The sequence below is a fragment of the Stenotrophomonas sp. YJH_SMC_6 genome (assembly GCF_059371335.1).
The window spans coordinates 58,061-82,651 of record NZ_JCAFUM010000011.1 but is presented as its reverse complement, the minus strand read 5'-3'; the positions used below and the strand labels follow the sequence as shown (position 1 = coordinate 82,651).

Here is a 24,591-nt window from a genome sequence, read left to right as displayed (position 1 = left end):
GATGGTTGGGTCATCCGGATGTCACGCCGGGGCCGCGATATAATGGGGGTTCTCCCCTGCCGAGGGGCGCTGCGACCGGATCCCACGAGGCCCGGCCAGGCTCGGTAAGGTGGCTTTGTAACAACGGCGCCCGGCTAGATGCGAGCATCCGCTCGTCCACAACCGGAGCACACGAATGAACGCTGTTGCCAAGACCTTCTCCACCGAAGGTGACTACAAGATCCGCGATATCACGCTGGCCGACTGGGGCCGCAAGGAACTGGACATCGCCGAGCACGAAATGCCGGGCCTGATGTCGATCCGCCGCAAGTACCAGGCCGAGCTGCCGCTGAAGGGCGTGCGCGTGACCGGGTCGCTGCACATGACCATCCAGACCGCGGTGCTGATCGAGACCCTGAAGGACATCGGCGCCGACGTGCGCTGGGCCTCGTGCAACATCTTCTCGACCCAGGACCACGCCGCTGCCGCCATCGCCGCCACCGGCACCCCGGTGTTCGCCTGGAAGGGCGAAACCCTGGAAGAGTACTGGGACTGCACCCTGGACGCGCTGACCTTCACCCTGGCCGACGGCACCCTGACCGGCCCGGAGCTGGTGGTGGACGACGGCGGCGACGTGACCCTGCTGATCCACAAGGGCTACGAGCTGGAAAACGGCAGCGACTGGGTCAACACCGCCTCGTCCTCGCACGAAGAACAGGTCATCAAGAACCTGCTCAAGCGCGTCGCCAAGGAACGCCCGGGTTACTGGGGCCGCGTGGTCAAGGACTGGAAGGGCGTCTCCGAAGAGACCACCACCGGCGTGCACCGCCTGTACCAGCTGGCCCAGGCCGGCACCCTGCTGATCCCGGCGATCAACGTCAACGACTCGGTCACCAAGAGCAAGTTCGACAACCTGTACGGCTGCCGCGAGTCGCTGGCCGACGGCCTGAAGCGCGCGATGGACGTGATGCTGGCCGGCAAGGTGGCCGTGGTCTGCGGTTACGGCGACGTCGGCAAGGGCTGCGCGGCCTCGCTGCGTGCCTACGGCGCGCGCGTGATCGTCACCGAGATCGACCCGATCTGCGCCCTGCAGGCGGCGATGGAAGGCTATGAAGTCAACACCATCGAATCGACCCTGGGCCGTGCCGACCTGTACGTCACCACCACCGGCAACAAGGACATCATCCGCATCGAGCACCTGAGCGCGATGAAGGACCAGGCCATCGTCTGCAACATCGGCCACTTCGACAACGAGATCCAGGTCGATGCGCTGGTGTCGTTCGCCGGCATCAAGCACGTCAACATCAAGCCGCAGGTGGACAAGTACATCTTCCCGAACGGCAACGCGATCTTCCTGCTGGCCGAAGGCCGCCTGGTGAACCTGGGCTGCGCCACCGGCCACCCGAGCTTCGTGATGTCCAACAGCTTCGCCAACCAGACCCTGGCACAGATCGACCTGTGGGCGAACAAGGACAGCTACGAGAAGAAGGTCTACCTGCTGCCGAAGAAGCTGGACGAAGAAGTGGCCCGCCTGCACCTGGAAAAGATCGGCGTGAAGCTGACCACCCTGAGCCAGGAACAGGCCGACTACATCGGCGTGCCGGTGGAAGGCCCGTTCAAGCCGGACCACTACCGCTACTGATGCCTGCGGGGTGCCGGCCAGCGGCCGGCACCACCGGCGCATGCAACACACGGAACGGGCGCCTTCGGGCGTCCGTTCTGCGTACACCCCGCATCCAGTCCCCACGGTAGATCCACGCGACGCGTGGATGCTCTCCAGCAGTAGCCTCGGTCAAGGCAACGCGCCCAGCGCGCGCTACCATGCCTACATGACCCCGGCCATCAACCTGCTCAAGCGCGAGAAGATCGCCCACACCGTGCGCAGCTACGTGCATGACGCCCACGCCGAATCGTATGGCGGCGAAGCTGTCGACAAGCTCGGCCTCGATCCGGCCCAGGTGTTCAAGACCCTGCTGGCCAGCACCGAGACACACGAACTGCTGGTGGCGATCGTGCCGGTGGCCGGCCAGCTGGACCTGAAGGCACTGGCCGAAGCGGCCGGCTGCAAGAAGTGCGAGATGGCCGCCGCCGATGCCGCGCAGCGCGCGACCGGTTACCTGGTCGGTGGCATCAGCCCGCTCGGGCAGAAAAAGCGCCTGCGCACATTCCTGGACGCCAGCGCCGAAGCGCTGCCCAGGCTGCATGTCAGCGCCGGACGCCGTGGCCTGGAAGTGGAACTGGCACCCACCGATCTGCTGCGCCTCACCGCCGGCCACTACGCCGCCATCGGCAAGTCACGCTGATGCGCTGGCCGTGGTCTGCAGCGCCGATACCCCGGCTCGACGATGCACAGGCCGATGTGCTGCTGCAGGACCTGTTGTCGCGCGACGCAACGCGCATCACCGATGCCGCCCGCGTTGTCGCACGACTGTTCAGTGCCTCATCGTTGGACGCGTTGAGCGCACATGTGGATCTGATCGAACAACGCTGCCAGGGCATCGCGCTTGGCGGCATGCTGATCAGCAACCAGGCGTATCTGAAGGCCGCCCTGCGTCGGCTGCGTTACTGGCGTGCACGCGAGGGTTGCCTGTGCGCGCTCAACCCCGGCTACCCGTTCTTCGATCCCCGTCGCCTGATTGAACAAGGACAGATGCAGCTGCTCTCGGTGGAAGAGGCTGAGGGCTGCTGGGGCGACTGCCACACCGTTGCCTGCACGCAATGCGGCCAGCATTGGCAGGCCATCGACCGCGAGTACCATTACCCGTGGTGGGAATGGAAAGCTGCCTGAAGGCCAAGCGGCCACGCATGGCGTGGCTCTACTGCGGTCCGCACATTCACGCGATGCGTGGATGACAAATGTTGCTCACGGCCGCCAGTTCGCGTTGTTCTCCCAGAACTCGACGGAACGCCGGTAGGCTTCGCGGTCCAGCGGCACGCCGGATCCGCCCTCGTCCACGCCCAGCGCATTGCGCATCATCGTGATCGGCGCCATCGGTACCTCTTCCGGTTCGGCGGTGTAGATGCAGCCGACGATGCCCCAGTCGGCCTCGATCGGCGAGCCTTCCCTGGCCAGCTGCCCGGCGCTGTACAGGATCACCACCAGGTAGTTCGCACGCGGTGATTCCACGCCCTCGAACCAGCGCACCAGGACCGGTAGTTCCTCGCGGTTGCGCGCTTCGTAACCACTGCGCAGCAGGTGGCGGTTGGCCTCGGTGATCGGTACGGTCAGGCAGCGCGTGCTGGTCCAGTTCTCGTAGACGAACAGCTTGCAGAACGGCGCGTAGCCATCCAGCACCTTCAGCGGCGCATGCGCATTTAGGTGTGCCTCGAACTGCTCGGCAGTGCAGTCCTGGATGGTGTTGCCACGCGGCACGCGCGGGAACAGGCGGAAACGGGCGAAATCGGTGAGGACGATGGACATGGCGCGGGTGTGATCAGGAGTTCTGCTGCACAGGGTAACCGCCCCGGAGGCAGACAGGGCCGGATGCCGATGGTCACTGGCGCCAGCGTCCCGCTTGCAGCACCCTGCGGGCGACCCACTACAAGGATCGCCGGCTCATGGATGCAGCATGCGCATTGCCCCGTTCCGCCCACCGTCGGCAGTGGCCGATCGTACTGGTCATCCTCCTGCTGGCGCCGCCATTGCTGTTCGCCGCCGCTCTGCTCTGGCCGCTGTCGGCTCCGCCGTTGCCCGAGCCGGGCAACAGCCGCGTGATCGTCAATGCGCGGGTGGTGGACGTGGCGCGCGGCCAGGTCAGCGAACCCACCACCGTGACAGTGCGCCACGGCACCATCACTGCCATTGGGGAAGATCCGCAGGACGCGCGGCTTCCCGTGCTCGACGCCGGCGGCCGCTGGCTGCTGCCCGGTTTCTGGGACATGCACACCCATGCGCTGCAATTGTCGCCGCAGCTGCAGTTCCCGCTGATGCTGGCCAACGGCATCACCGGCACCCGTGACATGATGGACTGCCCGCAGACCACCGATCCGCTGATCGCCTGCGTGGCCGACAAGCGCCGCTGGACCGCACAGGCCATTGCCGGGCAGCAGGTTGCACCGCGCTTCGTACAGATCGCCAGTTTCTACTTCGAAGATCCGTCACTCACGCCGGAGGCCGCCGCTGCGCGTGCACGGACGTACAGCGCGCGCGGGGTCGAGGCGTTGAAGGTCTACAACCGGCTGCGTGCGGACACCTATCAGCGGCTGGCCACCGAGGCGCAGCAGCTGCGCCGTCCGTTGGTCGGCCACCTGCCCAAGGCGGTGCCTCTGGACGACGCGGTGCAGGCGGGCCAGCGCAGCTTCGAGCACGCCCATCTGTTCGTGCGCCACTGCTTCGACAACGCGGCGGCATGGCGCGGTGGCACGCTCGACGGCGAAGACCCGATCGTACTGGCCGAACGCATGGTTGCCAGCTATCAGCCCACGCTCTGCAACAAGGCGTTCGCTTTGATGCAGGCCAGCGGTGCCGCGTTCGTACCGACCCATGTCACCCGCGAAGAAGATGCACGCGCAAGCGACCCCGCCTTCGTCGACGATCCGAGCCTGGCCTATCTGGACCCGCTTTCACGCTGGGCGTGGCGTGATGACCTGCAGGCCACCGCAGCGCGCTATCCCGGCCGACGCGGCCAAGACGCACTGAAGACCTACTTCGAGCATGGCCTGGCTCTCACCGGTGCGGCCCATCGTGCCGGCGTCACCGTGCTGGTCGGCACCGATACCGGATTGGGCGGCTTCCGCTACCACGATGAACTGCAGTGGCTGCGACAGGCCGGCCTGAGCCAGGCCGACGTGCTGCGCGCAGCTACGCTGCAGGCCGCACGTCATCTGCAACGGCAGGCATCGCATGGAAGCGTCGAGGTCGGCAAAGCCGCAGACCTGGTGCTGCTTGATGGCAACCCGCTGCACGACATCGCCAATACCCGCCGCGTGCATGCCGTGCTGCTGGCCGGCCACCTCTATGACCGCCCGCGGCTGGATGCGCTACAGACTTATGCGCGCAGGCAGGCACGCTCGCCCGCAGTGATGGCACGCCTGCTGTGGGGATTCATCACCAGCCCGGTCAGTGCCGAGCTGTAGCGGCAGCTACAACGCCATCCGCTCGCGCAGTTCACGTGCCTGCCGCCGCGATACCTCCACCTCGCTGCCGTCGTCCAGCGCCAGATCGTAGCCATCTGCAATGCTGGGCGTCACGCCACGAATGCGGCGCAGGTTGACCAGCGTGTTGCGGTTGGCGCGGAAGAACAACTCCGGCGGCAGGCGTGCTTCCAGCGCGCTCAGGCTGCGGGTCAGCAGGGCGTTCTGGTCGCGGAACCATAGCCGTGTGTAGTTGCCATCCACCACCAGCCGACGGATCTCCGAGACCGCGACGAACCAGCAGCGTTCGCCCTCGCGCACGAACACCTGGTCCTGCGCGCCCAGCGTGCTGCGCGGCTCCGGCGTTTCGCCCGCCACCACCTCGCGCTGGCGCGCCCGCTGCAACGCTTCCAGCAAGCGCGGCGCCTCGACGGGCTTTACCAGATAGTCCAGCGCATTGGCCTGGAAGGCGCGCACCGCGTAAGTGTCGTAGGCAGTAACGAAGACCACCGCCGGCACCGTCTCCAGCCCATCCAGCACATCGAAGCCGCTGCCGGAGGGCATCTGCACATCCAGCAGCACCAGGTCTGGCGCCAGTGTGGCGATCGCCTCGCGTGCAGCGGGCACATCGTCGGCCTCGCCCACGCACTGCACCCATGGCAGCGCCGACAACAGCGTGCGCAGCTCCTGGCGCGCCAGCCGTGCATCATCAACGATCAACACACGCAGCACGCCACTCATTGCGGAATCTCCAGCAGGGCCTGCATGCGGTCGCCGACCGGCTGCAGGGTGAAACGACCCTGCGTGCCGAGCTGCGCACGCAGGTAGGCAAGGCCAACGCCATGGCCATGGGTGGGCTCGTTGGCGCTGCCCAGCGGATTGTCCACCTGTAGGCGCAGCACGTCATTGTCCAGCGTGGCACGGATCTGCACCTCACCGCCGCCCGGGCGGCTGGCGATGCCATGCTTGATCGCATTCTCCACCAGCAGCTGCAGCGCCATCGCCGGCAGCTGTGCCTGCATGGCATCGGCATCAATGTGCTGGCTTACCTGCAGGCGCTGTTCGAAGTGGACTGCCTCGATGGCCAGGTAGTCGTCCACTACCACCAGTTCCTCGGCCAGGGTGACCTGCTCGCTGCGGTTGTGCGCCAGCGCTTGGCGCAGCGTGCGCGACAGGCGGGTGACCATATCGCGCGCACGCTCCGGGTCTTCCAGGATCAGCGCGCGCAGGTTGTTCAGCGCATTGAACATGAAATGCGGGTTGAGCCGTGCACGCAGTGCATCGCGCTCCAGCGCGCTGCGCTCGGCCTCGGCACGCAGGCGCGCCAGTTCCGCACTGCGTATCCGGCGCAGGCTGTGCAGGCCTGCCCAGAGCGCTGCCCACAGGGCCAGCATCACCGCAGTGGTGTACCAGTAGAGCAGCAGCGCCTTGGGGCTGAAGTCGGCCGTCTGCCGTCCCAGGCTCACCCAGTTCCAGGCCAGCGCCGAGTGCAGCGCGATGTTCACCAGCAGCTGCGCCACTGCCGCGCCCAATGCCACCGACAGCGCCAGCCGCAGCAACAGCCCGGCCGTGCCGCGCGCCCACCAGTCGGCACGCAGCGCCAGCGCGCGGATGGCACCGCTGCACCCGAACAGGGCCAACGCCAGACCCAGCGTGATCAACACGCCTGCGCTTCCGGCATCGCTGAAATAGGCCTGGCGCAGGCCGATTCCGGCAACGCCATAGAGCACCCACACCAGCGCATTGAGCAGCCAGAAGCGTACCGTCGAGGAGGAATCCGGCATGTCCATTCCGAGGCGTGTTGAAACTCAGTGGTGGTGGTCGAGGAAGGCCTGCACCTGACCGCGCAGCCAGCGCGGATCATCCCACATCAGGAAGTGGAAACCCTGCGCGCTCATAGCGATCTGCACGCCCTGCAGTTTCGCGTACTGCGCCTGGAACACCGCGCGCGTGCTGTCCTCGGTGCCGCCCATCGGCTGGTAGCCGGCCCAGCTGCCCAGCACCAGCGTCGGTACGGTGATCGAGGCGATGTTGTCACGCAGGTCGGTGGCCATCACCGCATGCATGGCGTCAGCGGTGGTCTGGCGGTCGCTGGCTTCGCCCCAGCGCCCCAGCTCGGCCTGCCGCTGTGGATCGCGGGTCATGCCCGGCAGGCCGGCCTTCAGCTGCGCCTGCCACTGCGCGGCATCGGCGGCGAGCATGCCCTTGCGCAGCTGGTCGGCCATTGGCCGCACGCTGTCTGCGGTGGCGTTCGGGTCACGCGCGGCCGGCAGGAACGGCAATGCGTCGACCACCACCAGCGCACTGACTGCCTTCGGCTCGGCCTGCGCCATCTGCAGCCCCAGCAGGCCGCCAAGACTGTGGCCGATCACCACCACCGGGCCCAGCTGTTGGTCATGCAGGTAGGCCAGCAGCTGCCCACGCATGGCCGGCAGGAGTTCGGCCGGGCGCGGGTCGGCTGGCGCAGCGCCGGCAAAGCCCGGCAGCTGCACCAGATGGCACTGCACGTCCTTCAGCGCCAGGCAGGTCTCGCGCCAGACCTCGGCGCTGCTGTTCAGGCCGGGGATCATCAGCAGCGGACGGCCCTTGCCGACCACCTCAACCTGCACCTTGCCGGTGCCGGTGGCGGCCGCCGCATGCGCCGAGCCGGAACCGAGCACGGCCATCGCCATGCCGATCATCGCCAGCCGGGCCAGGGCCTTCATTGCGTACCAGAGTGCCAGGAAGATCTTCATCGTCTGCTCCTTCATTGGGTGGGTGGTGCCGGGATGGGAGCAGCGTGGGCCTGGCGGAGGCACCCCGGTTGCGATTTCGGAGCAGCGGCCGCACGGCGGGGCGAACGGTCGCGGGCCGGGGACGGCGGGCCCTCACGTAATTCTCATGCATCCATCTTGATGAAGAGATATACTGTTTCGCACCGACCGCCGCCATCCGCGCCATGACCGCCATCAGCTTCGAGTTCTATCCGCCCAAGACCGACGAACAGCGCAGCCAGCTGGACCGTGCTGCGGCCAAGCTGAAGGACTACGCCCCCGAATACGTGTCGTGTACCTTCGGCGCCGGTGGCTCGACCCTGAGCTACACCTCCGAGACCGTGCGCCACCTCAACCAGCACCATGGGTTCGATGCCGCGCCGCACCTGTCCTGCGTCGGTGGCACCCGCCAGGAGATCCGCGAACTGCTCAAGCTGTACCGCGCCATCGGCTGCCGCCGCCTGGTCGCGCTGCGCGGTGACCTGCCCTCGGGCATGGGCTTCCCCGGCGACATGCGCTATGCCGCCGAACTGATCGACTTCATCCGCGCCGAGCACGGCGATGCGTTCCACATCGAAGTGGGCGCGTATCCGGAAACGCATCCGCAGGCGACCGATGCGCTGGCTGACCTGAAGCACTTCAAGGCCAAGATCGATGCCGGTGCCGATGCGGCGATCACCCAGTACTTCTTCAACCCGGATGCCTACTTCCACTTCGTCGATGAAGTGCGCCGGCTCGGCGTGCAGGTGCCGATCACGCCCGGCATCATGCCGATCGCCAACTTCAGCCAGTTGCGCCGCTTCTCCGAGCAGTGTGGTGCGGAGATTCCGCGCTGGATCGGCCGCAAGATGCAGGCCTACGGCGATGACGCCGAGTCGGTACGTGCATTCGGCACGGAAGTGGTGGCCCGGCTGTGCCAGCGCCTGATCGAAGGCGGCGCGCCCGGCCTGCACTTCTACACCTTGAACCTGGCCAAGCCGACCACTTCAGTGCTGAAACTGCTGCGGGGCTGAAAGCACGCCATGCGGACCGGATCGGCGCTACCCTGCGAGGATGATCCGGCTTTCCTTCCTGCTGTTGCTGCTGCCGCTATGCGTGCTGTCGAGCGTCGCCCACGCACAGTCCACGCGCCTGAACCGCTGCACCGATGCGCAGGGCCAGAGCGTGTATACCGACCGGCCCTGCGACAGCGTGGGTGCACGGTCACGGCTGCCGCCGCCCTCCCCGACCGGCAATACCGCAGCGCGCGACACGCTGGGTGCACGCTGCCCGCGCCGGCTGAGCGAGCTCGTGGACGCATTGCGCAACGGCATCCTCAGCAACGACGTCAATCGGCTGTCCTCGCTGTACCTGTGGGGCGCGGTTTCTGATGCGGGCGCGCAGCGCATCCTCGGCCAGCTGGAATCGTTGGCGCGGCGGCCGCTGGTGGACGTGGTGCCGGTGTATCCGCGGCAGGACCAGGTCGCAGTGCCGGAGGAGGGTCAGAGCCCTGCTGCGCAGGGGTCCGACCCTGAGCCGCCGGCCGTGCGGCATCCGGTCGGCCTGCGCCTGGAGCAGACCTTGCCGGGCAGCGTGGCGCGCGCTTCGACGGTGCTTGGGCTGCGGCGGCAGTATGGGTGTTTCTGGATCACGCTGTGATCGGGAGGGGTCAGAGCCCTGCTGCGCAGGGATCTGACCCCGCATGCCGGCTCACTCCGGCCACAGCCCGCGAATGGCGGCGATGCCCTGCCCGCCATGGCGACGCGCTTCGGCGACGTGACCGCGGCCCATGCCGCCCAGCGCATAGATCGGCAGTGACACCTGCGCCCGCAGCTCGGCGAACGCGTCCCAGCCCAGCGGCACCGCGTCCGGATGGCTGGCCGTGGCCTGCACCGGGCCCAGCACGGCGAAGTCGCAGCCCAGCTGCTGTGCTGCCTGCAGCTGCTGCAGGTCGTGGCAGGACGCGGCCACCAGCTTGCCCTCGGGCAGCGGGCGCTGCGACAGCTGCAGCAGCTGTTCGCTGCCCAGATGCACACCCACGCCCAATGCGCGTGCCAGTTCGATATCGCGATTGAGCAGCCACTGCACCCCGCTGCGACGATGCGCGCGCACGGCCTGTTCGACCATCGCCTGCCGCTGCGGATGCGCCGTCGGCAACCGCAGCTGGATGCGCTGCTGGCCCGCGGCCACCACGCGCTGCAGCTGTTCATGCCAATCCTGCAAGCCGCCCTCATCATCGGCCGGCGCCGGGGTGATCAGGTAGCTGTCGGGCTGGCGCAGGGCAGCCACCACCGGCAGGTCGGCCGGTGGCATTGAATAGCGGCCCAGCTTGTCCGGCGCCACCCAGGTGATTGCCTGGCCCTCCCGCCCGCGCGGCGTCCCCTTCCAGCTGCGCACATGGCGCACCTCCAGGGTCAGGTGCTTGTCCGGATAGCGCTGCGGCACATCCATCAGCCACTCGCCGACATCGGCCTCGATGCCCAGTTCCTCGCGCAGCTCGCGCACCAGCGCCTGTTCGGAGGTCTCGCCGGATTCGCGTTTGCCGCCGGGAAACTCCCACAGGCCGGCCATGTCGCGGTTCTCGGTACGGCGGTTGAGCAGCACGCGGCCACGGGCGTCGGTGATGACGGCGGCCACGACATGGATCGATCGGGTGGGGGAAGGCATGGGGGGAAGCATGCCCAGAACAGGGCGGCCGGCGCAATCACGGATCCGCTGCAACTCCCCTGCCACAAACGAAAAGCCCCGCTTTCGCGGGGCTCTTCGGCATCAGTTCAGCTGGCCGTGGCAGTGCTTGTACTTCTTGCCACTGCCGCACGGGCACGGATCGTTGCGGCCGATCTTCGGCTCGTCGCGCTGCATCTGCGCCACGCCCTGCTGGGCAGCCTGCACCTGCGCGGCTTCCTCGTCGGCGCTGTAGCCGCCCACGTCCTGGTGCTGGAACTGCGACTGGCTCAGGCGGGCTTCGGCCTGCTGGCGTTCGGCCGCTTCCAGCGCCTGCACTTCCTCGTCGCTGCGGATGCGCACGCGCGACAGCAGGGTCACCACTTCGCGCTTGACGTTTTCCAGCATGTCCGAGAACAGCTCGAAGGCTTCCTTCTTGTATTCCTGCTTGGGCTGCTTCTGCGCGTAACCACGCAGGTAGATGCCCTGGCGCAGGTAATCCATGCGCGCCAGGTGCTCCTTCCAGCTCTGGTCCAGCACGGTCAGCATCACGTGTTTCTCCAGCGCGCGCATGGTCTCTTCGCCCACGCCGGCTTCCTTCTCGGCGAAGTGCTGGTTGACGCGTTCCTGCACCTTGGCGGCAATCGCCTCGGCGTCCAGCTCCTCGTGTTCCTTGACCAGGTCGGTCAGCGACATCTGCAGGCCGAAGTCCGACTCGAGGGTCGCTTCCAGGCCACGCAGGTCCCACTGCTCGTCGATCGAGTTCGGCGGCACGAAGCGGGCCACCACGTCGAAGATCACATCGTCGCGGATGCCGTCGACGTTGTCCTTCACCGACTCGGCGTCCAGCAGTTCGTCGCGCTGGGCGTAGATCACCTTGCGCTGGTCGTTGTTGACGTCGTCGAAGTCCAGCAGGTTCTTGCGGATGTCGAAGTTGTGGGCCTCGACCTTGCGCTGCGCCTTCTCGATCTGGCGGCTGACCAGGCGGTCTTCGATGACGTCGTCTTCCTTCATGCCCATCATGCGCATGGCCTTCTGCACCCAGTCGGAGGCGAAGATGCGCATCAGGTTGTCTTCCAGCGACAGGTAGAAGCGGGACGAACCCGGGTCACCCTGGCGGCCCGAACGGCCACGCAACTGGTTGTCGATACGGCGCGACTCATGGCGCTCGGTGCCGACGATGTGCAGGCCGCCCGCCGCCTTCACTGCCTCGTGGCGCTTCTGCCAGTCGGCCTTGACCGCGGCCTTCTGCTCGTCGGTCGCGTCCTCGCCCAGCGCGTGGAGCTCTGCTTCCAACGAACCGCCCAGCACGATGTCGGTACCACGGCCGGCCATGTTGGTGGCGATGGTCACCGCGCCCGGACGGCCGGCGTTGGCGACGATGGTCGCTTCGCGGTCGTGCTGCTTGGCATTGAGCACTTCGTGCTTCACACCGGCCTTGCTCAGGTGCTCGGACAGCATTTCCGAAGTTTCAATCGAGGTGGTACCGACCAGCACCGGCTGGCCGCGCTTGGCGCACTCTTCGATGTCGGCCAGCACCGCATTGAACTTGCCCTTGCGGTTGAGGAACACCTGGTCCGGGCTGTCCTTGCGGATGGTCGGGCGGTTGGTCGGGATCACCACCACTTCCAGGCCGTAGATGCTCTGGAACTCGAAGGCTTCGGTATCGGCCGTGCCGGTCATGCCGGACAGCTTCTTGTACATGCGGAACAGGTTCTGGAAGGTGATGCTCGCCAGCGTCTGGTTCTCGCGCTGGACCGGCACGCCTTCCTTCGCTTCCACCGCCTGGTGCAGGCCATCGGACCAGCGGCGGCCGGCCAGGGTACGGCCGGTGAACTCGTCGACGATGACCACTTCGCCGTCGCGCACGATGTAGTCAACGTCACGCTGGTAGATCGCGTGCGCGCGCAGGGCGGCGTTGAGATGGTGGACCACGGTCAGGTTCTGCGCCGCGTACAGGCCTTCGGTTTCGCCGTTGAGGATGCCGGCTTCCACCAGCAGCTGCTCGGCGTGCTCCATGCCCGCTTCGGACAGGTGCACCTGCTTGCCCTTCTCGTCGACCCAGAAGTCGCCTTCGCCGTCTTCCGCTTCCTGCTTGACCAGGTGCGGCACGACGCGGTTGACACGGATGTACAGCTCCGGGGAATCATCGGCCGGGCCGGAGATGATCAGCGGGGTACGCGCTTCGTCGATCAGGATGGAGTCGACTTCGTCGACGATGGCGTAGTGCAGGCCGCGCTCGTAGCGGTCGGCCTTGGACAGCGCCATGTTGTCGCGCAGGTAATCGAAACCGAATTCGTTGTTGGTGCCGTAGGTGATGTCGGCGGCGTAGGCTTCGCGCTTGTCGCTGTGCGGCATGCCCGGGTAGACCACGCCCACGCTCAGGCCCAGCCAGTTGTACAGCTTGCCCATCTGCGCGGCGTCGCGGCGGGCCAGGTAGTCGTTCACGGTGACCACGTGCACGCCCTTGCCTTCCAGCGCGTTGAGGTACACCGGCAGGGTCGCCACCAGGGTCTTGCCTTCACCGGTGCGCATTTCTGCGATCTTGCCCAGGTGAAGCACCATGCCGCCGATCAGCTGCACGTCGTAGTGGCGCATGCCCAGCACGCGGCGGCCGGCTTCACGGCAGACCGCGAAGGCTTCCGGCAGCACCTTGTCCAGGGCTTCACCATCGGCGATGCGCTGCTTGAACTCCGGCGTCTTGGCCTGAAGCTGCTCGTCGGAAAGCTTCTCGATCTCCGGCTCCAGCGCATTGATCTTGGCGACGATGCGGTTGAGCTGGCGCAGCTGTCGTTCGTTACGACTGCCAAATACGCGGGTAAGCAGGCTGTTGATCATTGAAGGAACCGGGTTGGAAGGACACGACGCCCGGCCTCCCCCTTGGGATCCGTCCGCCGCAAACGAAACAGGGCGCCTGGCGCCCTGTCGATGGCAACACCCATTGTAGCTTGGGACGGGCGGCTGAGGTTTCAACCCCGAGAGGTAGTGCCGGCCGCTGGCCGGTGATCCGCGATGCTGCCGAAGATCATGAGGTTGCCGGCCAGCGGCCGGCACTACCAGATCAACCGCATCGGGTCAGAGCCCTCCCGCGGCGCGGAAGGGATCCGACCCGGGCATCAGCCGCGGCTGATGCGGCCGACCGGCGTGTTGCCGCCGTCGCCGAGGAACTTGCGCGGGTTGACCACGTTGCCGTTCTCCCACACCTCGAAGTGCACGTGGGCGCCGGTCGAACGTCCGGTGGAACCGGCCTTGGCCACTTCCTGACCGGCACGGACCAGGTCACCGGCCTTCACCACCAGGCGCGAATTGTGCGCGTAGCGGGTGACGTAGCCATTACCGTGGTCGACATCGACCACGTTGCCGTAGCCGCCCTTCACGCCGGCGAAGCTGACCACGCCTTCGGCCACGGCCATCACCGGGTCGCCGACCTTGGCGTGGAAGTCCATGCCCTTGTGGGTGGCGGCACCGCGGCCGAACGGGTCGGCACGGGTGCCGAAGCCGGAGGTCACGTAGCTGTTGCGGATCGGCATGCGCGACGGCACGGCGTTCTGCTGCAGCTGGTGGTCGAACATCAGCGATTCCATCACCGACAACTGGCGGCCTGAAGCAGCGAAACGCTGCTCCAGCACCTGTAAGTCGGCGTTGACGTCCTTGACCGGGATGTCGCTGGTCGGGCCGCCGGCATCGCCGTCACCGAGGCCAGGCGTCTCGTTGAAGTCGAACTCGCCGTCTTCCAGCTTGCCCATCTGGGTCAGCCGTTCGCCAAGGGCGTTCAGGCGGGTAGCCTGCGCCTGCAGCTCGCCGAGGCGTGCCGCCAGCGCGTTGACCTGGGTCTGCGCATCGCGCTTGACCTTGGCCAGTTCCGCATCCTGGCGCTCGACCTTGGCCTGCAGCCGGGAATCATTCAGCGCGCTGGCGCCAATGCCGCCAGCAAGGCCGATAATGCAGCCTACCCCGAGCACGCTGCCCAGCAGGGCGCGGGGGCGGTCCTCGAAATAGAACCGCAAACGCGCGATCGGCGACGACTTGGCCTGTCCTTCACGCGTTTTGATTACGATCTTTTTGAATGCCATCAGTGAGTTTTCATGTCTGAGCCGAAATCCAGCGTTCGCCCCGCGTCAGTGCCGAAGCCGGCGCTGGATGCGGTGATGGCGGACAAAAGCGGGAACCCGCTGCGGCGTGCCTTGTGGCTCGACGCGCTGGACCGTCAGTTGCGCCCCCAGTTGCCGCCACCTCTGCGCAGCCGTTGCCGGCTGGCCAATGTGGACGGGGAACACCTCGTTTTTCTCGTCGAGTCCCCGGTCTGGCATGCCAAGTTGCGGCTTGCCGAAGCCCAGTTGCTCGACGCGGCCCGTTCCATCGGGCTGAAGGCCACCAGGGTGACCATCAAGACTGCGTCTCCCACTCCCACGCGCTCCCCAGCGCTCGACAACCGGAATGGACCCCACGCAGTTTCAGCCGCCACGCACAAAGGGCTACGCGACGCCTTGGCTTGCCTGCAGGACGTTCCTTCGAAGCCGAAGAAGCGGTCCTGACGACAACGGAGCATCCGGCTCCGCTCCCCGTCGCGCGTGTCACCACGGCGTGAAACATTTCGGGGGCCGGGTCGCATCCTAGCTGCCATCCGGGGGCCTGTCGTTAGATTGTTGTTAAAACTGCGTTAAATTCAGGCTTCCGATCCAACAGGTTCACAAAACCGTGACCTCGAACCGGCCTTGACGCGTGTCAAGCATGCTGAATGCGCCAAACACGCCTGAAACGACAACGCCGCACTGGAAGGCGGCGTTTTTTCTTTTAATTCAACAACCTACAGAAATCAGGCGTAGGCCGGAGTGGCATATTCGACCGGATCCGGCGTCGCCGGCGAGTCGAAACTGACCCATTCCCAGGCAGTGGCGTCGGCCATCAGCGCCCGCACCAGCTTGTTGTTGAGGGCGTGACCGGACTTGAAGCCTTCGTAGGCACCCAGCACCTGGCCACCGGCCAGGTAGAGGTCGCCGATCGCATCGAGGATCTTGTGGCGCACGAATTCGTCGGCATAGCGCAGGCCGTCTTCGTTGAGCACGCGGAACTCGTCCAGCACGATGGCGTTGTCCATCGAACCGCCAAGGCCCAGGTTACGCTCGCGCATGTATTCCAGGTCGCGCATGAAACCGAAGGTGCGCGCGCGGGAGATTTCCTTGGTGTAGGCCAGCGTCGAGAACTCGATTTCCTGGCGCGACTGCTTGGCCGGAATCATCGGGTGGTCGAACTGGATGGTGAAGCCCAGCTTGTAGCCCTCGTACGGGCTGAAGCGGGCCACCTTGTCGCCTTCGGTCACTTCCACGGTCTTCAGCACGCGGATGAAGCGCTTGGGCGCATCCTGTTCCACGATGCCCGCCGACTGCAGCAGGAACACGAACGGGCCGGCCGAACCGTCCATGATCGGCAGCTCGGCCGAGGACAGTTCGACAATGATGTTGTCCACGCCCAGGCCGGCCAGCGCCGACATCAGGTGTTCGACGGTCTGGATCTTGGCGTCGTTGCAGGTCAGGCCGGTGCACAGGGTCACTTCGGTGACCAGCTCGGCCTTGGCCGGCACTTCCACCACCGGGTCCAGGTCCACGCGGCGGAACACGATGCCATGGTTGACCGGTGCCGGGCGCAGGGTCATGTAGACCTTGTCGCCGCTGTGCAGGCCAACGCCGGTGGCGCGGATCGTGTTCTTGAGGGTGCGTTGCTGGATCATGGGGGATGGACCGGAAGTGACACATTAGATTAACACGCACGGTCCCCTACCCCGGCTGAAAGGCAGGCAGGACACACCGGCGCGCCAATGGGACGCACATGAAGCAGGGCGGCCGGGCCCATCCTGGCCCGGCGCCCGCGTTTTCAGGACATGGTGGCGCAACCCGGGGAGGACAACCCCGGGCCGCCCCGCTCAGTCCGCCTGGCGGCGCAGGAACGCCGGGATGTCCAGGTAATCGTTCGGCAGTTCTGCCGCGGCCGGGGCCGAAGAGGACGGCGCCGACGGGGCCGAAGCCGCCGCGGTATCGCTGCTGGCGCGACGCAGGCCCAGGCCCATGCCGCCGACGGCCTTGGACACGGCGTCGCCGCCGTTGTCGAAGTCGCCGAACTCCGGCTGGCCGGTGGTGGCGTTGCGGACCAGCTTGATCGGCGCACGCTCGCCCGGACGCTGGGCCTTGCTGGCCGACACGCGGTTCAGGCCGGTGGCAACCACGGTCACGCGCACTTCGTCCTGCATGTCCGGGTCGAGCACGGTGCCGACCACCACGGTGGCGTCTTCCGAAGCGAAGCCGTCGATGGTGCGGCCGATCTCGTCGAACTCGGCCATGGTGAAGTCCGCACCGGCGGTGATGTTGACCAGGATGCCGTTGGCACCGGCCAGGTTCACGTCGTCCAGCAGCGGGTTCTGGATGGCCGATTCGGCAGCGGCCTGGGCGCGGTCATCGCCACGGGCGGTGCCGGTACCCATCATCGCCAGGCCCATTTCGGACATGACGGTGCGCACGTCGGCGAAGTCGACGTTGATCAGGCCCGGACGCACGATCAAGTCGGCGATGCCCTGCACGGCGCCCTGCAGCACGTCGTTGGCGGCGCGGAATGCCTGAATCATGGTCGCATTGCGGCCCAGCACGGTGATCAGCTTCTCGTTCGGGATGGTGATCAGCGAGTCGCAGTGCTGGCTCAGTTCCTCGATGCCCTTCAGCGCCACCTGCATGCGGCGACGGCCTTCGAACGGGAACGGCTTGGTGACCACGGCCACGGTCAGGATGCCCATCTCCTTGGCCAGCTGCGCCACCACCGGTGCAGCGCCGGTGCCGGTGCCGCCGCCCATGCCGGCGGTGATGAACACCATGTCCGCGCCCTGCAGGGCGTCCATGATGCGCTCACGGTCTTCCAGCGCGGCCTGGCGGCCGACTTCCGGGTTCGCGCCTGCGCCCAGGCCCTTGGTCACGTTGGTACCCAGCTGCAGCTGCAGCTTGGCACCGCAATTCTTGATGGCCTGCGAGTCGGTGTTGGCGGTGATGAATTCCACGCCGTCCACCGCCGAGTTGACCATGTGCGCCACGGCATTGCCGCCGCCGCCGCCCACGCCAACCACCTTGATCACCGCATTGGGTGCCATCTTTTCGATCAGTTCAAAATGCGCCATGTCCGTGTCCTCGTTGTATCCGCTTGTCGGTGGCATGGACGGTCGGGCCTCCTGCCTTCGCGTGTCATGTTGCCGTTGCGGCTGTGTGGGTTGTGTATTGCGTTGCTGCGTTGTGATGCGGGTACTGCAGGTGCTGCGCCGGGGTGACCCCCGGTGTTACGGGTTCCGCGTCAGAACTCGCCGCGGAACCAAGTCTTGAGTTTCTTGAACATGCTTCCGGCGCGCCCAGTCGGCAGCGACGGCCGCCGCGGGTGCTCGATCTGGCTGCCCATCAGCAGCAGGCCCACGCCGGTGGCATGCACCGGGTTGCCCACCACTTCGCCCAGGCCGGTAACGTGCTGCGGGATGCCCACGCGCACCGGCATCTGCAGCATTTCCTCGGCCAGCTCGACCACGCCTTCCATCTTCGAGGCACCACCGGTCAGCACCATGCCGGCGCGCACCAGTTCCTCGAAGCCGGAGCGGCGCAGTTCGGCCTGCACCATCTCGAAGATTTCCTCGTAACGGCCCTGCACCGCCTGCGCCAGCGAATGGCGCGGCATGCGGCGCGGCGGACGGTCGCCCACCGACGGCACCTGGATGCTTTCCTCGGCGGTGGCCAGCTGGGCCAGGGCGCAGGCGTAGCGCACCTTGATCTGCTCGGCTTCCGGGGTGGGCGTGCGCAGCATGTGCGCGATGTCATTGGTGACGTGGTCGCCGGCGATCGGCAGCGAAGCCGTGTGGCAGATCGCGCCCTGCACGAACACCGCGATGTCGGTGGTGCCGGCGCCCATGTCGACCAGCACCACGCCCAGCTCGCGTTCGTCGGCGGTCAGCACCGCAACGCTGGAGGCCAGCGAGGACAGCACCAGGTCATCCACCTGCAAGCCACAGCGCTGCACGCACTTGCTGATGTTGGCCGCGGCCGACTGCGCGCACACCACCAGGTGCGCATGCACCTCCAGGCGCACGCCGGTCATGCCGACCGGATTGCGGATGCCTTCCTGCGAATCGTCCAGCACGTACTCGCGCGGGATCGCGTGCAGGATCTTCTGGTCGGCCGGAATCGCCACCGCCTTGGCCGCATCGAGCACGCGATCCAGGTCGCCCCAGGTCACTTCCCCGTCGCGGATCGGCACGATGCCCGGCGAGTTCTTGCACTGCACGTGGTTGCCGGAGATCGAGGCGTACACCGAGCGGATCTCGCAGCCGGCCATCAGCTCGGCTTCTTCCACCGCGCGCTGGATCGACTGCACGGTCGATTCGATGTCCACCACCACGCCGCGCTTCAAACCGCGCGACTCGTGCGAGCCGATGCCGATCACTTCGATCGGGTTGCCCGGCGAATACTCGCCCACCAGCGCCACCACCTTGGAGGTGCCGATGTCCAGGCCAACGATCAGCGATTTGTCACCCTTGCGATTCATGTCCTTTCCTGCGTGCTTCTGGCCGGGGTCGCCGGCGCTTTCGCCGGCGTGGCCGGGGTACCCCAGCTCAGCGTGAAACCATTGGTGTAACGGAGGTCGGCGCGCTCGATCGGCGCGTCCTGACGGTTGAGCTGCGGCAGTACCTTGACGAAGCGCTGCATGCGCGAGCGCGCGTCGTCGCGGCCGACCACCACTTCGGTGCCGTTGCTCAGCACCAGCGACCAGCTGCCGCGTGCATCCATCGTCACCCGGCGCACATCGACGCCGGCCGGTGCGAACAGTGCACGCGAGTCGCTGTACAGCTTCATCACTTCTTCGGTCTGGCTATCCGGGCCATCCAGTTCGGGCAGCGCAAGGTCGGCCAGCTTCTTCGGCGTGGGGAACAGCTTGCCCTGCTCGGAAACCAGGCGGTCGTTGCCCCAGCGCGCGAACGGCTTGTGCTCGACCAGGGTTACTTCCAGCACATCCGGCCACTGCTTGCGTACCCGTGCGCTTTCCACCCACGGCAGCTTTTCCAGTGCGTCCTGGGCATCCTGCAGCTTGACCGCGAAGAACCCGGCGCGCGCATACGGCAGCAGCACCTGCTGCAGCTGTTCGGCCGGTACCCGCTTGAACTCGCCATGCACGCGCAGCTTCGCCAGCGGCCAGCGCTCGGCGCCGACCCAGCCATTGACCACGGCCACCACCGGCAGTGCAACCACCGACAGCGCCAACAGCCAGACGAAGATGCGCAGCACCGCGTTCATGCGTGCGGGGCCTCCAGGGTCTGTTCCAGAACGCGCCACACCAGCTCTTCGAAGCTGATGCCGGCCTGGCCTGCGGCCTTGGGCACCAGCGAATGGCTGGTCATGCCCGGCGCGGTATTCACTTCCAGCAGGAAGAAGCGGCCGCTGCTGCGGTCGCGCATCACGTCCACGCGGCCCCAACCACGGCAGCCAGCAGCGCGGAACGCGGCCAGCGCGATGCGGCGGATTTCCTCTTCGTCGCCACCGTCCAGGCCCGGGCACAGGTACTGGGTGTCCTCGGCGATGTACTTGGCGTTGTAGTCGTACCACTGGCCCTTGGGCACGATGCGGATCGACGGCAGCGCGACGTCGCCGAGAATGGCCACGGTCAGTTCGTCGCCGACCACCATCTGCTCCATCAGCAGCTGGCCGTCGTAGCGCGCAGCCAGGGCCACGGCCTCATCCAGGCCGGCGTCGTCGGTGACCCGGCTGATGCCCACGCTGGAGCCTTCGTTGGCCGGCTTCACCACCACCGGCAGGCCCAGCTCGGCCGCCAGTGCATGCACGTTCGATGCGTCGACCTTGCGGTATTGCGGGGTCGGCAGGCCCAGCGACAACCACACCTGCTTGGTACGGATCTTGTCCATGCTCAGCGCAGAGCCCAGCACGTCCGAGCCGGTGTACGGCACGCCGAAGGCGTCCATCAGGCCCTGCACGATGCCGTCCTCACCACCACCGTTGTGGCCGTGCAGGATGTTGAACACACGGTCGATGCCGCCGGCAGCCAGCGCCTTGGCCAGCGCCGGAATGCCATCCACCGCGAACGCATCCACACCGCGCGACTGCAGTGCTTCCAGTACGTTGCGGCCGGAATCCAGCGACACCTCGCGTTCGCTGGAAGTGCCACCGAGCAGCACGGCGACGCGACCGAATACAGCCGGGTCGGTCACGCGCAGCGGCGGGAAGGTCAGCGCGCTCACGCCTCGCCCTCCCCCTTGAAGCCTTCCACCGCGATATGGGTAGCCACGGCGCCGATGTCGCCCGCCCCCATCATCAGCAGCAGGTCACCGTCCTGCAGCACGTCCGGCAGCACGCTGGCCAGCTCGGCGGCCTTGCCAACCACCACCGGTTCGCTGCGGCCGCGCGCGCGGATGGCGCGGGCCAGCGCATGCGAGTCGGCACCGGCAATCGGTTCCTCGCCAGCCGGGTAGACCTCGCTCAGCACCAGCGCATCGACGCTGGACAGCACCGCGGCGAACTTGTCGAACTGGTCGCGGGTTCGGCTGTAGCGGTGCGGCTGGAAGGCCACCACCAGGCGCTTGTCGGCCCAGCCACCACGGGCGGCGGCGAACACGGCTTCCAGCTCGCTCGGGTGATGACCGTAGTCATCGATGATGCGGACCTTGGCGCCACTGGCGGTGGTCACTTCGCCCAGATCGTTGAAGCGACGGCCGACACCGGCGAAGCCTTCCAGCGCACGCGCGATGGCGTCCGGGGCCACGCCCAGCTGCCAGCCCACTGCGGCGGCGGCCAGTGCGTTGAGTACGTTGTGCCTGCCCGGCAGTGCCAGTACCACTTCCTGGCTGGTGCCCTGCGGCAGGCGCAGGGTGAAGCGCATGCGCGACCCTTCCTGCACCACGTTCTCGGCGCGCACGTCGGCCTGCGGGCTCATGCCGTAGCTCATCACGTGGCGCGGGGTCCTGGCGGCCAGCGCAGCCACTTCCGGGTCGTCGATGCACAGCACCGCCAGGCCATAGAACGGCAGGCGCTGCAGGAACTCGGCGAACGCCGCCTGCACGCGGGCAAAGTCGTTGCCGTAGTTCTCCAGATGATCGGCATCGATGTTGGTGATGATCGACATCAGCGGGTTCAGGCGCAGGAAGCTGCCATCGCTTTCGTCAGCCTCGGCCACCAGCCACTGGCCACCGCCCAGCTTGGCGTTGGCGCCGGCGGCCAGCAGCTGGCCACCGATCACGAACGTCGGGTCCAGGCCACCTTCGCTCAGCACCGCAGCGGTGAGGCTGGTGGTGGTGGTCTTGCCATGGGTACCGGCCACGGCGATGCCGCGACGGAAGCGCATCAGCTCGGCCAGCATGGCCGCACGCGGCATGATCGGAATGCGCTGGCTGCGCGCTTCCATCAGTTCCGGGTTGTCTTCGCGGATCGCGCTGGAGACCACCACGCAGTCGGTGCCCAGCACGTTGGCCGCCGAGTGGCCGCGCATGATGCGCGCACCCAGGCTGGCCAGGCGGCGGGTCGCCACGTTGTCGGCGTTGTCCGAGCCGGACACTTCATAGCCCAGCGTCAGCATCACTTCGGCGATACCGCTCATGCCGGTGCCGCCGATGCCGACGAAATGCACGCGCGGGAACGCGCGCACCAGGTCGTTGGTGTCGTGCAGGCGGCGGATCATGCGCGGCCTCGCGCAGGGCAGGCGCGGTGGCATGCCTTCTTCATACAGCTTCCTCGAGAATGATATCGGCGATGCGCTCGGCGGCATCGACCTTGGCCAGGGCACGCGCGGCTTGCGCCATCTGCATGCGGCGGGCGGGATTTTCTGACAGATCGCGCAGCAGTGCGGCAATGCCGTCGGCCAGCGTTCCGTCCTGCTTCAGCAAAACCGCCGCGCCGCGCTCGACCAGGTACTCCGCATTGCGGGTCTGATGATCGTCGACGGCAGCGGGGAATGGCACCAGCACACTGCCGACGCCGACCGCGCACAGCTCAGCCAGCGTCGACGCACCGGCACGGCACACGACCAGGTCGGCCCAGGCAAAGGCTTCGGCCATGTCGGCGATGAACGGCGTGATTTCAGCCTGCACGCCGGCCTTGGCATAGGCCTCGACTGCTTCGGCATGCATCTTCTCGCCGCTCTGATGGCGCACCTGCACCGGAACCCCGGCACCGAGCGCGGCGATCGCCTGTGGCACGCCGGTGTTGAGCGCACGCGCGCCCTGGCTGCCACCGACCACCAGCACGCGCAGCGGACCCTGGCGGTCGGCGAAGCGCTGTTCCGGCGGTGCGATGGCGGCGATCTCCGCACGCACCGGGTTGCCGACAAACTCCTCGCCCTTGGCGAAGGTACCGGGGAAGCCGGTCAGCAGCCGGCGCGCATAGCGCGACAGGATGCGGTTGGTCATGCCGGGAGCGCGATTCTGTTCGTGCACCAGCAGCGGCAGGCCGTGCAGGCGCGTGGCCATGCCACCGGGACCGGAGGCGAAGCCACCGAAGGCGACCACCGCACGCGGCTGGCGCTTGCGGATGATCATGCCGGCCGCGCGCAACGCGCGCATCAGCCGCCACGGCGCACCCAGCAGGGCCAGCTTGCCCTTGCCGCGCAGGCCGGTGATGGCCAGGGTGTCGATCGGAATGTCGTGCTGCGGCACCAGACGGGTTTCCATCGCGCCGTCTGCGCCCATCCAGGTGACCGGCACGCCGCGTGCGCGCAGCACGCGGGCCACGGCCAGGCCGGGGAAGATGTGGCCGCCGGTGCCACCGGCCAGGATCATCACCGGGCGCACGTTGTCGGTGGCTGCGCTCATGACAGCCTCCCGAAGGTCGGTTCGATGCGCGACTGCAGGCGACTGGTACCGCGTGCAGCGTTCGCTGCAGCAGCCACCGGCTCGGCGCTCATCGGTACGCTGGCGGCCACCGGCGCGGCCGGCTCGTCGCTCGGCTCGGCAGCGGCGTCTTCGGTGCCGCCGATGCGCACGGCCTGGCGGCGCTCGGCGCGCTTGAGTTCATAGGACACGCGCAGCAGCAGGCCCATCGCCACGCAGGTCATCAGCACCGACGAGCCGCCGGAAGAGATCAGCGGCAGGGTCAGGCCCTTGGTCGGCAGGATGCCCAGGTTCACGCCGATCGAAACGAAGGTCTGCATGCTGATCCACAGGCCGATGCCGAAGGCGATGTAGCCGGAGAAGTGCCGCTTCATCTCCACGCAGCGCATGCCCAGCCAGAAGGTCCGGCCGACCAGCAGCGCGTACAGGGCCACGATCACGCAGGTGCCCAGGAAGCCGAATTCCTCGGCGGTGACCGAGAAGATGAAGTCGGTATGCGCTTCGGGCAGGTAGTACAGCTTCTGCACCGAGTTGCCCAGGCCGACGCCGGTCCACTCGCCACGGCCCACCGCCATCAGCGCGTTGGACAGCTGGTAGCCGTCGCCCTGCTGGTCGGCCCATGGGTCCAGGAAGGACGTGATGCGGCGCATGCGGTACGGCTCGATGATCGCCAGTGCGCTCATGCCGACCAGGCCGATGATCACCGGCATCGACATGCGCGGCATGTTCACCCCGCCCAGCACCAGCATGCCGGCGGTGATCGCCAGCAGCAGGGTGGACGAGCCGAAGTCCGGCTGCAGCAGCAGCAGCACCACCAGCGCCCCGGCCACGCCCAGCGGCTTGAGCATCGCCGGCCAGGTCGCATTGACCTCGTCGCGGAAACGCACCAGGTAGCTGGACAGCCAGACGATGTAGAGCACTTTCACCGCTTCGACCGTCTGGAACTTGGAGATGCCCAGGTTGATCCAGCGGCGCGCACCGTTGACCGTGCTGCCCAGGCCCGGTGCGAACACCGCCAGCAGCAGCACGAAGCAGCCCAGCAGCAGCATCTGGTTGTACTGCTCGATGGACTTCAGTTCAGTGCGGGCGGCGATGACCGCCAGCACGATACCCACCGCCAGGAAGATCAGGTGGCGGTTGAGGTAGTAGAACGGACTGCTCATCAAGGCGATCGAGCTGGACGCCACCATCACCACGCCCACGCCGGTGAGCGCGATGATCGCGCCCAGCAGCCACTTGTCGTAGCTGCCTTCGATGGCTTCAAGGCGTGTTGCCTGGCGGGACAGGTCGTTCATC

General features: G+C 67.0%; 21 protein-coding genes, 1 pseudogene and 1 riboswitch. Of the genes and pseudogenes, 7 read left to right on the top strand and 15 right to left on the bottom strand.

Annotated features, from left to right (window positions below):
• Positions 1-55 precede the first annotated feature (55 nt).
• Positions 56-139: riboswitch (S-adenosyl-L-homocysteine riboswitch) on the top strand.
• A gap of 36 nt (positions 140-175) precedes the next feature.
• The 3 genes from ahcY (at position 176) to AC5P9N_RS13725 (ending at position 2,767) form a co-directional block, all read left to right on the top strand.
• Positions 176-1,621: an adenosylhomocysteinase gene (gene ahcY, locus AC5P9N_RS13735; protein WP_004154241.1), complete on the top strand. Its 1,446-nt coding sequence runs from the start codon at positions 176-178 to the stop codon at positions 1,619-1,621.
• 187 nt (positions 1,622-1,808) lie between these two features.
• Positions 1,809-2,282: a Cys-tRNA(Pro) deacylase gene (gene ybaK / locus AC5P9N_RS13730; RefSeq protein ID WP_099472872.1), complete on the top strand. Its 474-nt coding sequence runs from the start codon at positions 1,809-1,811 to the stop codon at positions 2,280-2,282.
• Positions 2,282-2,767 carry a hypothetical protein gene (locus AC5P9N_RS13725; protein WP_033834447.1) on the top strand — a complete coding sequence of 162 codons (486 nt, stop codon included), beginning with the start codon at positions 2,282-2,284 and terminating at the stop codon, positions 2,765-2,767. Before ybaK ends, AC5P9N_RS13725 begins: the two co-directional genes overlap by 1 nt.
• Positions 2,768-2,842: 75 nt before the next feature.
• Here AC5P9N_RS13725 and AC5P9N_RS13720 read toward each other — a convergent pair whose 3' ends face one another.
• Positions 2,843-3,400, bottom strand: a complete 558-nt coding sequence (locus AC5P9N_RS13720) for a DUF3228 family protein (RefSeq protein WP_099484691.1) — start codon at positions 3,398-3,400, stop codon at positions 2,843-2,845.
• Positions 3,401-3,537: 137 nt separating this feature from the next.
• Here AC5P9N_RS13720 and AC5P9N_RS13715 point away from each other — a divergent pair, with 137 nt between their 5' ends.
• Complete coding sequence (locus AC5P9N_RS13715) at positions 3,538-5,055, top strand: amidohydrolase family protein (protein ID WP_099484692.1); 1,518 nt, start codon at positions 3,538-3,540, stop codon at positions 5,053-5,055.
• Between the two features lie 6 nt (positions 5,056-5,061).
• Here AC5P9N_RS13715 and AC5P9N_RS13710 read toward each other — a convergent pair whose 3' ends face one another.
• The 3 genes from AC5P9N_RS13710 to AC5P9N_RS13700 are packed head-to-tail and all read right to left on the bottom strand — an operon-like array spanning position 5,062 to position 7,787.
• The gene (locus AC5P9N_RS13710; protein WP_005408094.1) at positions 5,062-5,793 is read right to left on the bottom strand and encodes a LytR/AlgR family response regulator transcription factor; all 732 of its coding nucleotides are present in this window, start codon (positions 5,791-5,793) and stop codon (positions 5,062-5,064) included.
• Positions 5,790-6,836, bottom strand: a complete 1,047-nt coding sequence (locus AC5P9N_RS13705; protein WP_059036362.1) for a sensor histidine kinase — start codon at positions 6,834-6,836, stop codon at positions 5,790-5,792. Before AC5P9N_RS13705 ends, AC5P9N_RS13710 begins: the two co-directional genes overlap by 4 nt.
• Before the next feature lie 24 nt (positions 6,837-6,860).
• Positions 6,861-7,787 (bottom strand): alpha/beta fold hydrolase, encoded by a 927-nt coding sequence (locus tag AC5P9N_RS13700; RefSeq protein ID WP_099484693.1) that lies wholly within the window; start codon positions 7,785-7,787, stop codon positions 6,861-6,863.
• 203 nt (positions 7,788-7,990) lie between these two features.
• Here AC5P9N_RS13700 and metF point away from each other — a divergent pair, with 203 nt between their 5' ends.
• Together metF and AC5P9N_RS13690 are read left to right on the top strand one after the other, a co-directional pair.
• Positions 7,991-8,818 (top strand): methylenetetrahydrofolate reductase [NAD(P)H], encoded by an 828-nt coding sequence (gene metF / locus AC5P9N_RS13695; protein ID WP_099484694.1) that lies wholly within the window; start codon positions 7,991-7,993, stop codon positions 8,816-8,818.
• Positions 8,819-8,858: 40 nt separating this feature from the next.
• Complete coding sequence (locus tag AC5P9N_RS13690) at positions 8,859-9,443, top strand: DUF4124 domain-containing protein (protein ID WP_049459468.1); 585 nt, start codon at positions 8,859-8,861, stop codon at positions 9,441-9,443.
• 51 nt (positions 9,444-9,494) lie between these two features.
• Here AC5P9N_RS13690 and AC5P9N_RS13685 read toward each other — a convergent pair whose 3' ends face one another.
• The 3 genes from AC5P9N_RS13685 to AC5P9N_RS13675 form a co-directional block, all read right to left on the bottom strand.
• Positions 9,495-10,451, bottom strand: coding sequence for a Nudix family hydrolase (locus AC5P9N_RS13685; RefSeq protein ID WP_062607806.1), 957 nt, complete (start codon positions 10,449-10,451; stop codon positions 9,495-9,497).
• 102 nt (positions 10,452-10,553) lie between these two features.
• Complete coding sequence (secA, locus tag AC5P9N_RS13680) at positions 10,554-13,286, bottom strand: preprotein translocase subunit SecA (protein ID WP_208180490.1); 2,733 nt, start codon at positions 13,284-13,286, stop codon at positions 10,554-10,556.
• A gap of 278 nt (positions 13,287-13,564) precedes the next feature.
• Positions 13,565-14,521, bottom strand: coding sequence for a M23 family metallopeptidase (locus AC5P9N_RS13675; protein ID WP_005408087.1), 957 nt, complete (start codon positions 14,519-14,521; stop codon positions 13,565-13,567).
• A 12-nt stretch (positions 14,522-14,533) separates the two neighbouring features.
• Between AC5P9N_RS13675 and AC5P9N_RS13670 the strand changes: the two genes are divergently transcribed.
• Positions 14,534-14,983, top strand: a complete 450-nt coding sequence (locus AC5P9N_RS13670; protein ID WP_005408086.1) for a DciA family protein — start codon at positions 14,534-14,536, stop codon at positions 14,981-14,983.
• Positions 14,984-15,264: 281 nt separating this feature from the next.
• Here the strand turns inward: AC5P9N_RS13670 and lpxC are convergent, their stop codons facing one another.
• The 8 genes and pseudogenes from lpxC to ftsW form a co-directional block, all read right to left on the bottom strand.
• Positions 15,265-16,176 carry a UDP-3-O-acyl-N-acetylglucosamine deacetylase gene (gene lpxC, locus AC5P9N_RS13665; protein WP_005408085.1) on the bottom strand — a complete coding sequence of 304 codons (912 nt, stop codon included), beginning with the start codon at positions 16,174-16,176 and terminating at the stop codon, positions 15,265-15,267.
• 192 nt (positions 16,177-16,368) lie between these two features.
• Positions 16,369-17,604 carry a cell division protein FtsZ gene (ftsZ, locus tag AC5P9N_RS13660; protein ID WP_005408084.1) on the bottom strand — a complete coding sequence of 412 codons (1,236 nt, stop codon included), beginning with the start codon at positions 17,602-17,604 and terminating at the stop codon, positions 16,369-16,371.
• Between the two features lie 170 nt (positions 17,605-17,774).
• The gene (ftsA, locus tag AC5P9N_RS13655; protein WP_005408083.1) at positions 17,775-19,010 is read right to left on the bottom strand and encodes a cell division protein FtsA; all 1,236 of its coding nucleotides are present in this window, start codon (positions 19,008-19,010) and stop codon (positions 17,775-17,777) included.
• A 68-nt stretch (positions 19,011-19,078) separates the two neighbouring features.
• A pseudogene (locus tag AC5P9N_RS13650) lies at positions 19,079-19,756 on the bottom strand (cell division protein FtsQ/DivIB); the annotation flags it as partial.
• Positions 19,753-20,715 (bottom strand): D-alanine--D-alanine ligase, encoded by a 963-nt coding sequence (locus AC5P9N_RS13645; protein WP_059036317.1) that lies wholly within the window; start codon positions 20,713-20,715, stop codon positions 19,753-19,755. The pseudogene AC5P9N_RS13650 and the gene AC5P9N_RS13645, both read right to left, overlap by 4 nt.
• Positions 20,712-22,148 (bottom strand): UDP-N-acetylmuramate--L-alanine ligase, encoded by a 1,437-nt coding sequence (gene murC, locus AC5P9N_RS13640; RefSeq protein WP_005408080.1) that lies wholly within the window; start codon positions 22,146-22,148, stop codon positions 20,712-20,714. Before murC ends, AC5P9N_RS13645 begins: the two co-directional genes overlap by 4 nt.
• Before the next feature lie 40 nt (positions 22,149-22,188).
• The gene (gene murG, locus AC5P9N_RS13635) at positions 22,189-23,277 is read right to left on the bottom strand and encodes an undecaprenyldiphospho-muramoylpentapeptide beta-N-acetylglucosaminyltransferase (protein WP_099484696.1); all 1,089 of its coding nucleotides are present in this window, start codon (positions 23,275-23,277) and stop codon (positions 22,189-22,191) included.
• The gene (gene ftsW / locus AC5P9N_RS13630; protein ID WP_099484697.1) at positions 23,274-24,590 is read right to left on the bottom strand and encodes a putative lipid II flippase FtsW; all 1,317 of its coding nucleotides are present in this window, start codon (positions 24,588-24,590) and stop codon (positions 23,274-23,276) included. Before ftsW ends, murG begins: the two co-directional genes overlap by 4 nt.
• Between the last annotated feature and the right edge of the window lies 1 nt (position 24,591).

Excerpts from the sequence above, each read along its gene's own strand:
- AC5P9N_RS13705 (WP_059036362.1), bottom strand. The coding sequence starts at position 6,836 with ATGCCGGATTCCTCCTCGACGGTACGCTTCTGGCTGCTCAATGCGCTG.
- AC5P9N_RS13685 (WP_062607806.1), bottom strand. The coding sequence starts at position 10,451 with ATGCCTTCCCCCACCCGATCGATCCATGTCGTGGCCGCCGTCATCACC.
- AC5P9N_RS13670 (WP_005408086.1), top strand. The coding sequence starts at position 14,534 with ATGTCTGAGCCGAAATCCAGCGTTCGCCCCGCGTCAGTGCCGAAGCCG.
- murG (WP_099484696.1), bottom strand. The coding sequence starts at position 23,277 with ATGAGCGCAGCCACCGACAACGTGCGCCCGGTGATGATCCTGGCCGGT.
- AC5P9N_RS13700 (WP_099484693.1), bottom strand. The coding sequence starts at position 7,787 with ATGAAGATCTTCCTGGCACTCTGGTACGCAATGAAGGCCCTGGCCCGG.
- ftsA (WP_005408083.1), bottom strand. The coding sequence starts at position 19,010 with ATGAATCGCAAGGGTGACAAATCGCTGATCGTTGGCCTGGACATCGGC.
- lpxC (WP_005408085.1), bottom strand. The coding sequence starts at position 16,176 with ATGATCCAGCAACGCACCCTCAAGAACACGATCCGCGCCACCGGCGTT.
- metF (WP_099484694.1), top strand. The coding sequence starts at position 7,991 with ATGACCGCCATCAGCTTCGAGTTCTATCCGCCCAAGACCGACGAACAG.
- ftsW (WP_099484697.1), bottom strand. The coding sequence starts at position 24,590 with ATGAACGACCTGTCCCGCCAGGCAACACGCCTTGAAGCCATCGAAGGC.
- murC (WP_005408080.1), bottom strand. The coding sequence starts at position 22,148 with ATGATCCGCCGCCTGCACGACACCAACGACCTGGTGCGCGCGTTCCCG.
- ahcY (WP_004154241.1), top strand. The coding sequence starts at position 176 with ATGAACGCTGTTGCCAAGACCTTCTCCACCGAAGGTGACTACAAGATC.
- AC5P9N_RS13675 (WP_005408087.1), bottom strand. The coding sequence starts at position 14,521 with ATGGCATTCAAAAAGATCGTAATCAAAACGCGTGAAGGACAGGCCAAG.
- AC5P9N_RS13690 (WP_049459468.1), top strand. The coding sequence starts at position 8,859 with ATGATCCGGCTTTCCTTCCTGCTGTTGCTGCTGCCGCTATGCGTGCTG.
- AC5P9N_RS13710 (WP_005408094.1), bottom strand. The coding sequence starts at position 5,793 with ATGAGTGGCGTGCTGCGTGTGTTGATCGTTGATGATGCACGGCTGGCG.
- AC5P9N_RS13715 (WP_099484692.1), top strand. The coding sequence starts at position 3,538 with ATGGATGCAGCATGCGCATTGCCCCGTTCCGCCCACCGTCGGCAGTGG.
- AC5P9N_RS13725 (WP_033834447.1), top strand. The coding sequence starts at position 2,282 with ATGCGCTGGCCGTGGTCTGCAGCGCCGATACCCCGGCTCGACGATGCA.
- ybaK (WP_099472872.1), top strand. The coding sequence starts at position 1,809 with ATGACCCCGGCCATCAACCTGCTCAAGCGCGAGAAGATCGCCCACACC.
- AC5P9N_RS13720 (WP_099484691.1), bottom strand. The coding sequence starts at position 3,400 with ATGTCCATCGTCCTCACCGATTTCGCCCGTTTCCGCCTGTTCCCGCGC.
- ftsZ (WP_005408084.1), bottom strand. The coding sequence starts at position 17,604 with ATGGCGCATTTTGAACTGATCGAAAAGATGGCACCCAATGCGGTGATC.
- secA (WP_208180490.1), bottom strand. The coding sequence starts at position 13,286 with ATGATCAACAGCCTGCTTACCCGCGTATTTGGCAGTCGTAACGAACGA.